At 57.3% G+C, this 11,938-nt stretch carries 15 protein-coding genes; 9 read left to right on the forward strand and 6 right to left on the reverse strand.

The window, feature by feature from the left end; genetic code table 11:
• Positions 1–7: 7 nt before the first annotated feature.
• On the reverse strand, positions 8–589 hold the full coding sequence (locus AC2FJV_RS08320; protein ID WP_142637077.1) for a transglycosylase SLT domain-containing protein: 582 nt from the start codon (positions 587–589) through the stop codon (positions 8–10).
• 60 nt (positions 590–649) lie between these two features.
• Positions 650–1,531 (reverse strand): AEC family transporter, encoded by an 882-nt coding sequence (locus AC2FJV_RS08325; protein WP_496713367.1) that lies wholly within the window; start codon positions 1,529–1,531, stop codon positions 650–652.
• Positions 1,532–1,611: 80 nt separating this feature from the next.
• On the opposite strand from AC2FJV_RS08325, the gene hspQ reads away from it, so the two are divergent.
• Complete coding sequence (hspQ, locus tag AC2FJV_RS08330) at positions 1,612–1,938, forward strand: heat shock protein HspQ (protein ID WP_142637073.1); 327 nt, start codon at positions 1,612–1,614, stop codon at positions 1,936–1,938.
• 34 nt (positions 1,939–1,972) lie between these two features.
• Here hspQ and AC2FJV_RS08335 read toward each other — a convergent pair whose 3' ends face one another.
• From AC2FJV_RS08335 to AC2FJV_RS08345, 3 genes are all read right to left on the reverse strand, one after another.
• Complete coding sequence (locus AC2FJV_RS08335; protein WP_142637071.1) at positions 1,973–3,550, reverse strand: gamma-glutamyltransferase family protein; 1,578 nt, start codon at positions 3,548–3,550, stop codon at positions 1,973–1,975.
• A gap of 212 nt (positions 3,551–3,762) precedes the next feature.
• A complete protein-coding gene (locus AC2FJV_RS08340; RefSeq protein WP_496694160.1) occupies positions 3,763–4,203 on the reverse strand; it encodes an ATP-binding protein in 441 nt (146 codons plus the stop codon).
• 32 nt (positions 4,204–4,235) lie between these two features.
• Complete coding sequence (locus AC2FJV_RS08345) at positions 4,236–4,574, reverse strand: STAS domain-containing protein (protein WP_142637067.1); 339 nt, start codon at positions 4,572–4,574, stop codon at positions 4,236–4,238.
• 100 nt (positions 4,575–4,674) lie between these two features.
• Between AC2FJV_RS08345 and AC2FJV_RS08350 the strand changes: the two genes are divergently transcribed.
• The 3 genes from AC2FJV_RS08350 to AC2FJV_RS08360 all read left to right on the forward strand — a co-directional run bounded on the left by AC2FJV_RS08350 (position 4,675) and on the right by AC2FJV_RS08360 (position 6,970).
• On the forward strand, positions 4,675–5,847 hold the full coding sequence (locus tag AC2FJV_RS08350) for a thiolase family protein (protein ID WP_142637066.1): 1,173 nt from the start codon (positions 4,675–4,677) through the stop codon (positions 5,845–5,847).
• Positions 5,848–5,920: 73 nt separating this feature from the next.
• Positions 5,921–6,388: a GAF domain-containing protein gene (locus AC2FJV_RS08355; protein WP_271949692.1), complete on the forward strand. Its 468-nt coding sequence runs from the start codon at positions 5,921–5,923 to the stop codon at positions 6,386–6,388.
• A gap of 57 nt (positions 6,389–6,445) precedes the next feature.
• Positions 6,446–6,970 (forward strand): GNAT family N-acetyltransferase, encoded by a 525-nt coding sequence (locus AC2FJV_RS08360; RefSeq protein WP_142637062.1) that lies wholly within the window; start codon positions 6,446–6,448, stop codon positions 6,968–6,970.
• A 39-nt stretch (positions 6,971–7,009) separates the two neighbouring features.
• Here AC2FJV_RS08360 and AC2FJV_RS08365 read toward each other — a convergent pair whose 3' ends face one another.
• Positions 7,010–7,279 (reverse strand): DUF1294 domain-containing protein, encoded by a 270-nt coding sequence (locus tag AC2FJV_RS08365; protein WP_142637060.1) that lies wholly within the window; start codon positions 7,277–7,279, stop codon positions 7,010–7,012.
• Between the two features lie 117 nt (positions 7,280–7,396).
• Here AC2FJV_RS08365 and AC2FJV_RS08370 point away from each other — a divergent pair, with 117 nt between their 5' ends.
• From AC2FJV_RS08370 to AC2FJV_RS08390, 5 genes are read left to right on the forward strand one after another with little or no spacing between them, the layout of a single operon-like run.
• Positions 7,397–7,966, forward strand: coding sequence for a helix-turn-helix domain-containing protein (locus AC2FJV_RS08370; protein WP_142637059.1), 570 nt, complete (start codon positions 7,397–7,399; stop codon positions 7,964–7,966).
• Positions 7,966–8,589, forward strand: a complete 624-nt coding sequence (locus AC2FJV_RS08375; RefSeq protein WP_281973074.1) for a LysE family translocator — start codon at positions 7,966–7,968, stop codon at positions 8,587–8,589. The genes AC2FJV_RS08370 and AC2FJV_RS08375 overlap by 1 nt, the downstream gene beginning before the upstream one ends.
• A gap of 5 nt (positions 8,590–8,594) precedes the next feature.
• Positions 8,595–8,975, forward strand: a complete 381-nt coding sequence (locus AC2FJV_RS08380; protein WP_142637055.1) for a GFA family protein — start codon at positions 8,595–8,597, stop codon at positions 8,973–8,975.
• Between the two features lie 15 nt (positions 8,976–8,990).
• Positions 8,991–11,441, forward strand: a complete 2,451-nt coding sequence (locus AC2FJV_RS08385) for a GcvT family protein (RefSeq protein WP_496713369.1) — start codon at positions 8,991–8,993, stop codon at positions 11,439–11,441.
• Between the two features lie 19 nt (positions 11,442–11,460).
• Positions 11,461–11,937: a cupin domain-containing protein gene (locus AC2FJV_RS08390; protein ID WP_142637051.1), complete on the forward strand. Its 477-nt coding sequence runs from the start codon at positions 11,461–11,463 to the stop codon at positions 11,935–11,937.
• The last annotated feature ends 1 nt before the right edge of the window (position 11,938 follow it).

Here is an 11,938-nt window from a genome sequence, read left to right on the forward strand (position 1 = left end):
TGTTTGTTCAGTAACGACAGCCTGACAGTTGCGCCTGGTACATCCGGGCGCGCGCATCCACATCATTGGCCACGTTCAGCAACCACGTCTTGCTGTAATGGCTGCCGCGGGCATAACCGGTATGGCCTTCATGATAGGCCAGATACTGATTGCGCGTGTCGCTTGGCTGGATGCCATTCCGCTCATAGCTTTTGTTCATGTACCAGCCGATGAAATCCGAAGCGTCGCGGATACGGTCCCGCTTGGCCCGGCGTTTGCCGGTTTCGCGCTGATACTCATCCCATGTCCCGTCCAGCGCCTGGCTGAAGCCATAGGCGCTGCTCTGGCGGCCCATCGGGATCACACCCAGAACATATTGATGCGGTGTGCGCGCATCGTGTTTATAGCGGCTTTCCTGATAGATCGTCGCCATCTGAACGTGAACGGGGATGCCCCATTTCCGTTCGGTGCTTTTGAACGCCTTGATGTATTCCGGCCGTTCACGTGCAATGCTGCATGCATCATTCAGCTTGCTGGGCGGTTGTTTGGAACCACCCCCGCAGGATGCCAAAAGCAGCACCCCGAAGAGTACGATAAGAATTCTGCTCATGTGCCTCGTGCCTTTTTTCTTCATTCTAGCGCAGATTGAGCGATTAGGAAATCACAATCGCTACAGAACAATAGCTAGAATTATAGGCAAAGCGCCGACGGACATCAGGGTTGAGACCATAACCAGCCCGGCAACAGCGTCGGAATCCGCCTCGAACCGTTCGGCCAGCAGGTATGAGGTTACGGCAACCGGCGTACACATCTGCACCACTAGAACGCCGAACGCGACGTTATCCAGATCAAACCCTTTTGCGATTGCCCATGCCAGGGCAAAACACACGATCAGTTTCAACGCCGATAGCCAGACCGCTTGCCCTAGCTTTCTGGTGGTCAGCCGCGCAATCGCAACACCAAGCGTGATCAGCATCATCGGAATCGCCATCTGTCCCAGCAGGTCCAGCGTATTGGTCACGAAGACAGGTGTTTGCCAGCCCTGCCACAGAAACAGCGCCCCCAGCAGAGTAGCCCAAACCATGGGTTCACGTGCTACCTTGCCGAAAGCGCCTTTTCCCGCCACCAGGTAGATCCCGTAAGTAAAGGAAAACAGGGCGGTAACGGCCAGAAATATCACCGCGAAACCCAAGCCTGCCTGCCCAAATGCAAAAATGGCCAGAGGCAGGCCCAGATTCCCCGTGTTGCCGAATATCAGCGGCGCCAGATAGGTGCGCCTTTCCAGCTTGCTGGCCCGGACAAATACGCCAAATGCGACCGCCAGCCCGACATGGCCTGTGATGGCGGCCAAAGTGAACCGGGTCAGCTCTCCGGGCGGGATCTGGGTTTGCATCAGGGCCACGAAAATCAGGCTGGGCACGGCGAGCGTCACCGCAAGGCGGGTCACAAATTGCAGCCTGTATTCAAAGCCAAGTTTGACCCAGGCAAACCCGATCCCCGCCAAGAGGAAGACCGGGGCCACGATTTCGAGTACTGTCAGTAAGAGGTTCACAGACTGTTTCCCATTATTTTAGATCAATGATTGGCATTCCTATGAGGAAACGGGTAGTAAGACCTTTGGGGGCAAACGTGATGCTAAAGACACAAGCAAAGTACCGGCTGGGCCAAGTCGTCCGCCACAAAAAACATCCCTTCCGAGGGGTGATTTTTGACGTGGACCCAGAGTTTTCAAATACCGAAGAATGGTATCAGGCCATTCCCGAAGACAGCAGGCCGATCAAGGATCAGCCGTTTTATCATCTGTTGGCGGAAAATGACCAATCCTTCTATGTTGCTTATGTTTCTGAACAAAATCTGATTGCCGACCAGTCCGGAGAACCGGTCGAGCATCCGGATATCCCCGATATGTTTGGTCCGTTTGAAAACGGCGCATATCCGTTGCATTTCCATTTGAACTAAAAATGGAAGCGCGGGTGAAACCGGGCCCATACTGTCAATAACCAAGCGCGCACCCATCTTTTCGCGGATCGCTTGCGCCTTGCAAAACGCCGCTCTTCTGGATTCGGATCGCTTGAGCCCCGCCAAGAGGTGTTTCTGAAATCAGAACTTTGTGGCCGATTTCAGATAATTGTTGCGCGACCTTCCGCGAAATTCCGCGTTCCAGTTTCAAGACAGGTCCGTCTGCAAAGGCCCGCGGTGCGTCTATGGCCTGCTGCAGCGCAAACTCATCGTCAGTTAGCAGCGAGACCAGCTTTGCATGTCCTGTGGGCTGAAAGGCACCACCCATCACGCCGAAGGGCATCAGGATTTTGCCTTTCTGTTTCAACATGCCGGGAATGATCGTGTGCATCGGGCGTTTGCCGCCGCCAAACTCGTTCGGATGGCCTGATTGCAACGTAAATCCAGACCCGCGGTTTTGCAGCAGAATGCCGAATTTCTCAGAGGCGATACCCGATCCAAAGCTATGAAAGATCGAATAGATCAGCGATACCGCCATCCTGTCCCTGTCGACCACCGTGATATAAACCGTGTCCTTGTGAATGGCTTCGGTCAGTGGGGCAGCAGCGGGCATGGCATGGTTTGGATTGATAAGCTCTGCCAGCCGATCGGCTGTTGTCTGGTCCCAAAACCTGTCTGCGTGTGTCGTATGATCCGGATCGGCGATGAACCTGTTGCGGGCATCGTAGGCGAGTTTTGAGGCTTCGGCCTCGATATGCAGACGCTCTGCGGATAGCGGATCCATGGATCCGAGGTCAAAGTTCTTGAGGATATTCAGCAGCAAAAGGGCGGTTGCACCTTGGCCATTGGGCGGATGTTCCAGCAGGTCCAAGCCACGATAGTGCCCTGCGACCGGAACTGTGGGTGTGGCAGCGGTCGCGTCCAGATCTTCTGCTGTGTGTACCCCGCCCATGGCCGTCAGGGTCGAGATAATATCTTCGGCGACCTCGCCCGCGTAAAACGCCTTTCGTCCGTATTTGGCGATTCTGCGCAGCACTTCTGCCTGCCCGGCGGACCGGAACATGTCTCCGGTCTTTGGAACGTCTCCTTTCAGCAGATAGTGGTTCCTGGCTGCCCCCTGCAACGTGTTAGCACCCGGGCCCCAATCAAAAGCCACACGTGGGGCGACCGGCACGCCCTGGTCTGCATAGCGGATGGCGGGTTGCAGGATGGCGTCCAGCCCTAGTTTGCCCTCGGTTTCGGCCAGCTGGCAGAACGCCTCGACCGCGCCGGGAATGGTGACCGCATCCGGTGTATTGAGCGGAACTGCAGTCAGTCCCTTATCGCGCAAGCTGCCAGCGTTGGCTGCTGCCGGTGCCCGGCCAGAGCCGTTGAGGGCCCGAACCTCATCTTCTCCGGCGCGGTTGTACAGAACAAAGCAATCTCCGCCCAGGCCGGTCATTTGTGGTTCGCAAAATCCCAAAAGCACTGCCCCGGCGATGGCTGCGTCCATCGCGTTGCCACCTTGCTGTAGAATGCCAAGGGCCGCTTGGGCTGCCAGCGGGTGAGATGTGGCGCACATCCCTTCGGTCGAAAAAACTTCGGATCTGCCTGGTGCCTGAAAATCCCGCATTGCGCTGCCTTCCCGTGTGATCGCGCAGAAGGTATCGCGCGTCCGGGTATTGTCCAGTCAAATCAAAGGGGAAGTTCCTCGGCATCGTTCACTGGGTGGGGGCTGTGACATACGATGCCGAGGGAAGCTATCTGAGCTACAGTTAAGACTTTGATCTTTGTTTGCGGCGCTACAATGGTTCGAAAAGGGCCTTATTGTGACGTTTTATAGCCCTAATCCGGGTCGAGAAAACTGAATCGCAGTGACAACCGGTTGCAGCCTTCGCTACGGTCATAGCGGATTTCACTGGTCAGTTGGTGGATCAGAAACCATCCAAATCCCCCCTCGGGCAGGTCTTCACGTCTTTCCCCCAGAGGTGCAGGTGCACCTTCTGGTACGCGAAAGCCAGGAAGGGGATTGCCGGTATCCGAGATGAGGATTTCCAACCAGTTCTGATGCAGGCGGCAGTGTACCTTTACGCTGGCGGGCGTGGTTCCGGCATAGGCGTGTTCAACGACATTGTTAATGGCTTCGGCCAGGGCAATTCTGACATCAGCCGCTTTGTGTGCAGGCAGCCCTTTGGACGACAGTGCCTGGCTCAACTTGGCAATGCCAGAGCTTGCTTCGACCTCGGTCGCAGCGAAGCTCAAATCGAAACTGATGCCGTTACACATTAGCCTTGCGCCTGTTCAGTTTCTCCTTGTGTTCAATCCGGCGCACCGGACAGTGCGTCATCCATCGTTGGGTAAAGCTTGAACACTGTGTCCATGCGCGTAAGACGAAACACCTTTTCCACAAAAGGCTGAAGACCTGCCAGATCCAGGCGCCGTTCAGCCCCGAGTTGTTTCATGGCTGCGACAATGGCGCCCAAACCACTGGAGTCAATGAATTCGACACCGCTGAGATCCAGAACCACGCGCACAGCCCCACCTTCGGTTTCCGTGCGCATGTTTTCTTTGAACTGAATGGCCATTGCGGCATCAATCCGGTTGGATTGTACAGTAATTATTTGAATATTGTTGGTCGTAGTACTGGACAGGCCCATACGTGACGGTCCTTTAACTGAAATCGCTCGTAGAAATACGCTAGACGGGAATTCTTACCATTCGGTATCCATTGAATGACAAGAATTTAGGAGCGCCCAGATGAAGCAAGTTGTAATCGCCGGAGCAGCACGTACCCCGATGGGTGGATTTCAAGGAATGTTCGATGGTGTTTCTGCCGCCGATCTGGGTGGAGCCGCGATCCGGGCCGCGCTGCAGGGTGCCGGTGCTGAAACGGTTGACGAAGTACTGATGGGCTGCGTTCTGCCAGCCGGTCAGGGTCAGGCCCCTGCACGTCAGGCTGGGTTTGCAGCCGGTTTGGGCCAAGAGGTCCCGGCAACGACGCTCAACAAGATGTGCGGATCAGGGATGAAGGCTGCGATGATGGCCTTCGATCAGATCGCATTGGGCCATGCCAACACAATGATCGCAGGCGGGATGGAGAGTATGACGAACGCGCCCTACCTGTTGCCCAAAATGCGTGAGGGTGCGCGCTTGGGGCACGCTCAGGTCGTCGACCACATGTTTCTGGACGGGCTGGAGGACGCCTACGACAAAGGTCGTCTGATGGGCACTTTCGCCGAAGACTGTGCCGAGGCGTTCCAGTTCACCCGCGAAGCGCAGGACGAATACGCCCTGCAGTCCCTATCCAACGCGCTGGCCGCGCAGGACAGCGGCGCGTTCGACGGTGAAATCACTCCGGTAACCGTCCGTACAAGGAAAGGCGAGGTCACGCAGTCCGCGGACGAGCAGCCGAAAACCGCCCGCCCGGAAAAGATACCTTCGCTGAAACCGGCTTTTCGCAAGGGTGGAACGGTGACGGCGGCCAACGCGTCGTCGATCTCTGATGGGGCGGCAGCTCTGGTTCTGGCGTCAGCTGAAGCCGCCGAAGCGCAATGCCTCTCGGTTCGGGCGCGCATTCTGGGTCATTCCAGCCATGCGCAGGCTCCGGGATTGTTCACGACTGCGCCAGTTCCCGCTGCGCAAAAGCTTTTGGCCAAAATCGGCTGGTCCAATGATGATGTGGATCTGTGGGAAGTAAACGAAGCCTTTGCCGTGGTGCCGATGGCATTCATGCATGAGATGGGTCTGACGCGTGACAAGGTAAATGTGAATGGTGGTGCATGCGCTCTGGGTCATCCTATCGGCGCTTCGGGAGCGCGTATCATGGTCACCCTGCTGAACGCGTTGGAAAAGCGGGATCTGAAACGCGGCGTGGCGGCGATCTGCATCGGTGGTGGAGAGGGGACTGCAATCGCGATTGAGCGCGTTTGACGCGGGGCCGATTCCACCATAGGTCCGGTGCTGTAGAACCTGTTTACAAGATCACTGACCGGACCCGCTCCCCATGACCGTTGATTACGATACGCTGACCAAGACAATCGTCGCCCTAACCGCAGGCGAGACAGATCAAGTTGCTCTGATGGCGACAATCGCCTGTGAGGTTCATCACGCCGATGATCGGTTTGACTGGACGGGGTTCTATCGCGTAACAGATCCGGGCATTTTGAAAATCGGCCCCTATCAGGGTGGTCACGGGTGTCTGGTTATTCCCTTCGGGCGCGGTGTCTGTGGTGCCGCGGCGCGGACCGGAAAGGTACAGTTGGTGGCGGATGTGCATGCGTTTCCAGGTCACATCGCCTGCGCCTCGTCTACGCAGTCCGAACTGGTGCTTCCGGTGCGCAATGCCTCGGGCGAGGTCATCGCGGTTTTTGACATCGACAGTGACCAGCCTGATGCGTTCACGGATGAGGACGCAGAAAAGCTGTCTGCCATATTGTCAAAGGCGTTTTCGGGCGAGTTAAGAGGGGCCTGACGCAAAATCAGCCCGTCTGTTAGACTGGAATGGATACTAATTGCGACTGGCCAAGGCATGATCCCGGACCAATTCACCACAGAGCGGCTTGCCGTCTGCCACTGGCAAGTGGAAGTCTCTGAAGCTGGTCGCCTTTCAGCGTTGACGGCCGAGTTGGCAACCGTCCTGACACCAGCGGTTCTTGAGCCCCTGCCGCCTTCGATGCAGGTCGAAGAAACGCCCAGCGGGATGACCGACTGGATCGCGGCACGCAAGACCGAAAGCGATGTTCTTCTTGTTCGGCTAAGGCAAAATAATCAGCTGATCGGACTGCTGATACTGGCCTCAGAACCCGAAGATCAGGCCGCACCAGCCATTCACCTTGGATATCTGTTTGCCGAACGAGCCTGGGGCTGTGGCTATGCAACCGAACTTGTGTCCGGCTTTATCGCGGCCTGCGGCACGAGCCGCGCCATTCGGTTTTTGGCCGGGGTCGAGCACAGCAATCCCGCCTCTGCCCGTGTGCTACAGAAATCGGGGTTCACGCGATCCTCAGCTCACTCCACCGACGATACCGATATGTATGTCTGCGACATTTCCTAGATCCCATCGGGATCTTACGTGGCTTGCGGATCAAGCCAACTACAGAATGTCTGTGATTAGGAAATATGCCAGCCCGACCTGAGTCGCAAAGATCGCAAACAGCGACAGGGAAAACCGGCCTTTTCGGGACTTGTGATTGAAAATCCAACGCCCGACCAGCGCACCGGGACTGCCGCCCAGTGCCGCCAGCCACAATAGCCTGCGTTCCGGAACCCGGCTTTTTCTGCGTCTGGCGCGCAGCTTGTCCCAGCCAAAGGCCAGCAAAGTCAGGCCGTTGATGACCCACAGGTATATAACCGCAATCCACATAGCTGACGGATAGCTAAATGCGTCGATTTTCCCAAGTGAAAAAATGCTTGGAATTTTCACCGATTCGCGGCATCGTGAAAAACACGAGGAAAATTTCACCAGATATCGGAGAGTTCGGTGAACAGCCAAGCCCCCCACAGTGCAACGCTCGGAGCCGACATTCGCGCATTGCGTAAGGCGCGTGGGTTGACGCTGACCGAGATCGCAGAGCGGTTGAACCGGTCGGTCGGATGGCTCAGCCAGGTTGAACGCGACAAGTCCGAACCGTCAATTTCAGACCTGCGTCAGATCGCGGAATGTCTGGGTGTGCCGATGTCCATGCTGTTCGCCCATTCTGCCGCCCCCGCCAATGAACAAGGCTATGTCGTGCGCGCCGGGTCGCGCCGCCCTATGGGGTCGGGCGAAGAAGGTCTGATCGAGGAACTGCTGTCACCCGATCTGACTGACGATTTTGAGATGGTGCATTCCACCTTTGAGCCGCATTCCAAGATGCAGAATCCGGCGGACCGCCCCACGCAAGAGGTTGGCTATGTGATTTCCGGTCAGTTGAATCTGACCATCGGCGCGCAAAGCTTTTCGGTTGGGCCCGGTGACAGTTTTCGGATCAAGAACGAACCCTATATTTGGGCGAACCCTCATGATGAGCCTGCTGTGGTCATCTGGGTCATCGCACCTCCGGTGTACTGATGAGTTTCGAGGCCTGGACCATATTCGCGCTGTTCTGGGTGGTGTTTGTAACCACACCGGGGCCTAACGCGGTGAACTGTATCTCGAACGGGATGAGCCTGCCCTTCGCAAAAGCGATGCTGGGTGTCTTGGCGATCCTGACCCAAGCCAGCGCCTTTTTGGTTTTGTCGGCGCTTGGGGTGACGGCCTTGATCGCGGCCTCACCCACCGGATTCTTCATCGCCAAGCTGGTGGGCGCAGGGTTTCTGATCTGGCTGGGTGTCCGAGGCTGGAAGGCTGCAGCAAATCCCGCCCCTATTTCCGAACGCCCTGCACGGCATGTCTATCTGCACGCGCTGGCCGTCGCGACAATCAACCCCAAAAGCGTCGCGGGTTATCTTGCTGCATTCTCGCAATTCGTGCAGCCGGATGTGCCGATCTGGGAGCAAATGTTGGTCATCATGCCAACGGCGCTGATCATCACAACGCTCAGCTACATCGGGTTCACTCTTCTAGGTGCGCTTATGGGGCGGGCCGCGCTGGGGGCCGTGTTCAACATCTGGGTGCGCCGGGTCATGGCCACCTGTTTCATCATTTATGGCGTGTTGCTGGGCACCACCAGCGCGCCAGCAGCAAGGGGATAAGCGAAATGCATACAGGTTCCTGTCTGTGCGGCTCGGTTGCGTTCAAGATCGAAGGCGATCTTCCTGCCGCCTCGGCCTGCCATTGCGGTCAATGCCGCAAACAGTCGGGTCATGTCTGGGCCTCGACCTCGGCCCATCAAGACGACATCACCTTCACCGCCAGCGATACGCTGAGCTGGTTTCGTGCTTCCGACATCGCCCGTCGGGGATTTTGCAACGCCTGCGGCTCTTACCTGTTCTGGCAGCATAAGGACGAAGATCGGATTGCCATTGCTATGGGGGCGCTGGATGCACCCACCGGACTGACCCTCGCCCGCCATATATTTGTGGCTGACAAAGGCGATTACTACGACATCACGGACGATCTGCCTCAAGAGGCACAGTAACAGGGACTGAAAGACATGAGTGATTTTCCGACAAAAGCCCGCGTGGTTATTATCGGTGGCGGAGTGGTGGGGACATCGTCCCTGTATCATCTGGCCAAAAAGGGCTGGACCGACTGTGTTCTGCTGGAGAAAAACGAGCTGACCGCCGGGTCGACCTGGCATGCAGCTGGCAACGTGCCGACCTTTTCGACCTCTTGGGCGATCATGAACATGCAGCGCTATTCGACCGAGCTTTATGCGCGGCTGGGTGAAGAGGTCGACTATCCGATGAACTATCACCAGTCCGGCTCAATCCGGTTGGCCCATTCGAAAGAGCGGGTGCAGGAGTTCGAGCGGGCAATGGCGATGGGCCGTTATCAGGGCATCGAGATGGAGATGTGGACACCCGAACAGGCCAAAGAGCATTACCCGTTCCTGGAAACTCATGACCTTGAGGGTGTTCTGTTCGACCCGACCGATGGCGACATCGACCCGGCGCAGTTGACCCAGGCACTGGCCAAGGGTGCGCGCGACATGGGGGCGAAGATCCTGCGTTTCTGCCCGGCCACGGGTGTGACCCAGAAGGAAGACAAGACCTGGATCGTGCATACTGACAAGGGCGATATCGAAGCGGACCACGTGGTCAATGCCGCCGGGTATTACGCCCAGCGTGTGGGTGAATGGTTCAAGCCCTTCGGCGGTCGCACCGTTCCGGCCATGGTGATGAGCCACCAGTACCTGCTGACCGACGAAGTGCCCGAGATCGAGGAATGGTCCAAGGCCAATGGCGGTAAAAAGCTGCCGCTTCTGCGCGACGTGGATATCTCCTATTACCTTCGGCAGGAGAAGAACGGATTCAACCTCGGCCCCTATGAGCCCAACTGCAAGGGCCACTGGATGACCGAGGATGATCCGATGCCCGAGGATTTCAGTTTCCAGCTATGGAATGATGATCTGGACCGGATCGAAGACATCGTCACCGACGCGATGGAGCGGGTGCCGCTGATGGGGACCTCGGGCGTGGGCCGGGTGATCAACGGACCCATCCCCTACGCGCCGGACGGGCTGCCGCTGGTTGGCCCGATGCCGGGCGTGACCAACGCGTTTGAGGCGCATACCTTTACCTTCGGCATCGCGCAGGGCGGTGGTGCCGGCAAGGTGCTGGCCGAATGGATCGTCGATGGCGCAACTGAGTGGGATATGTGGGCCGTCGATCCGCGCCGTTACACCGATTACACCGATCAGGATTACTGCAACCAGAAGGGGCTTGAGGTCTATGGCAACGAATACGCCATGCATTTCCCGCACCATGAATGGCCCGCCGCGCGCGACAAAAAGCTGTCGCCTGTCCACACCAAGGTCAAGGAATTGGGCGGCGTGATGGGGCCCTATAACGGCTGGGAACGCGCCAACTGGTTTGCGCAACCGGGCGACGATACCTCTGAAGAAGCGACCCATACCTGGGGCCGTTCGGGGCCATGGGAGAAGCGGATCAAGGAAGAGTGTGAGGCTGTCCGTGATCATTGCGGCGTATTGGACTTGCCCGGATTTTCGCGTTTCATCGTAAAAGGTGAGGGTGCCGCCGAGGCGCTGCGGTCGCTGGTTACCGGCGGTTTGCCGAAGGTGGGTCGCATCAACCTGGTCTATATCTCAGATGGTCGCGGCCGGATCCTGACCGAAATGTCCTGTATCCGTCTGGGCGATGACGAGTTCGTCATGATCACGGCCGCTACAGCGCAATGGCATGACCGCGATATCCTGTCCGAGGCAATGCCCACTGGCGTCACCGTCGAGGATGTCACCACCACTCGTGACACGCTGATCGTGACAGGTCCAAAATCGCGCGACATTCTGGCGGGGCTGAGCGATGCGGACCTGTCCAGTGGCTGGCTGACCCATCAATCGGCCACGGTTGCAGGTCAGCCCGCATTCCTGATCCGCGTCTCGTTTGCAGGAGAACTTGGCTGGGAGGTTCACGCGCTGAACGACCATATGCCCGCGATCTATGGCGCGATCCTTGACGCTGGTGCCAAACCGTTCGGGATGTACGCCCTGAACTCTCTGCGCATCGAAAAGGGTTATCGGGCTTGGAAAGGCGATCTGTCCACTGATTACTCTCTGTTGGAAGGCGGGTTGGAACGGTTCGTCAAACTTGACAAACCGCAGGACTTCCCCGGCAAGGCCGCGATCCTGAACGAAAAGCAGCAGGGCGTGAAAAAGGCGTTTGCCACTATGTTGGTTGAGGCAGGTGACGCGGATGCGCCCTACATGTCCTGTATCTGGCACAACGGCGAGATCGTTGGCGAAACCACCTCGGGCGCTTGGGGGTATCGCGTTGGCCAATCCATTGCGCTGGGCATGATCCGTCCCGAATTGGCGGTGGCAGGTACCGAGCTTGAAATCGAAATCTTCGGTGAGAAGCGACGCGCCGTGGTACAGGACGATAAACCGCTCTGGGATCCAGAAAACGAGCGGCTGCGCGCCTGATCGCCCGAAGGAGACCTGCATGAGCATGCGTTATTCAAAACGGGGGCCCGGAGAGGGCCTCAATTATGACTGGGAAAATGACCACACATTTGTGAAGGTTTCGACCCGGGATACTGATGGCGCCTATACGCTCATGGAAGACAATCTGAAGGCCAGCTTTGCGCTTGGCCTTCATCGCCATGAAACCCATGCTGAAAGCTTCTATTTTCTGGAAGGCGAAGTGGATTTCTATGTTGATGGCGACTGGCATCGCTGTGGGCCGGGCAGCACGATGCATGTGCCGCCCGGTGTGCCGCATGCCTGCCGCGTTGCTGGAAATGCACCTGCTAAGATGCTGATGATTTTCCAGCCTGCCGGTTTTGACGGATTCCTTGCTGAGCTGGCCAAGATGACCGAGGCGGACTTCGCCGATGAGGCGAAAATGGCCGAATTGAACGCGCGGTATGACATTGTCCCGATGGGCTCTGTGCCGCCTCATCCCGATGACGAGGTTTGAT

The sequence above is a fragment of the Ruegeria sp. CDSA241 genome (assembly GCF_059611265.1).

What these genes read in the sequence shown, in the direction of transcription:
- AC2FJV_RS08355 (WP_271949692.1), top strand. Translation starts at nt 5,921, where the DNA reads ATGACCGTTGATTACGATACGCTGACCAAGACAATCGTCGCCCTAACC.
- AC2FJV_RS08340 (WP_496694160.1), bottom strand. Translation starts at nt 4,203, where the DNA reads ATGTGTAACGGCATCAGTTTCGATTTGAGCTTCGCTGCGACCGAGGTC.
- AC2FJV_RS08375 (WP_281973074.1), top strand. Translation starts at nt 7,966, where the DNA reads ATGAGTTTCGAGGCCTGGACCATATTCGCGCTGTTCTGGGTGGTGTTT.
- AC2FJV_RS08320 (WP_142637077.1), bottom strand. Translation starts at nt 589, where the DNA reads ATGAGCAGAATTCTTATCGTACTCTTCGGGGTGCTGCTTTTGGCATCC.
- AC2FJV_RS08360 (WP_142637062.1), top strand. Translation starts at nt 6,446, where the DNA reads ATGATCCCGGACCAATTCACCACAGAGCGGCTTGCCGTCTGCCACTGG.
- hspQ (WP_142637073.1), top strand. Translation starts at nt 1,612, where the DNA reads ATGCTAAAGACACAAGCAAAGTACCGGCTGGGCCAAGTCGTCCGCCAC.
- AC2FJV_RS08380 (WP_142637055.1), top strand. Translation starts at nt 8,595, where the DNA reads ATGCATACAGGTTCCTGTCTGTGCGGCTCGGTTGCGTTCAAGATCGAA.
- AC2FJV_RS08385 (WP_496713369.1), top strand. Translation starts at nt 8,991, where the DNA reads ATGAGTGATTTTCCGACAAAAGCCCGCGTGGTTATTATCGGTGGCGGA.
- AC2FJV_RS08390 (WP_142637051.1), top strand. Translation starts at nt 11,461, where the DNA reads ATGAGCATGCGTTATTCAAAACGGGGGCCCGGAGAGGGCCTCAATTAT.
- AC2FJV_RS08350 (WP_142637066.1), top strand. Translation starts at nt 4,675, where the DNA reads ATGAAGCAAGTTGTAATCGCCGGAGCAGCACGTACCCCGATGGGTGGA.
- AC2FJV_RS08335 (WP_142637071.1), bottom strand. Translation starts at nt 3,550, where the DNA reads ATGCGGGATTTTCAGGCACCAGGCAGATCCGAAGTTTTTTCGACCGAA.
- AC2FJV_RS08365 (WP_142637060.1), bottom strand. Translation starts at nt 7,279, where the DNA reads ATGTGGATTGCGGTTATATACCTGTGGGTCATCAACGGCCTGACTTTG.
- AC2FJV_RS08345 (WP_142637067.1), bottom strand. Translation starts at nt 4,574, where the DNA reads ATGGGCCTGTCCAGTACTACGACCAACAATATTCAAATAATTACTGTA.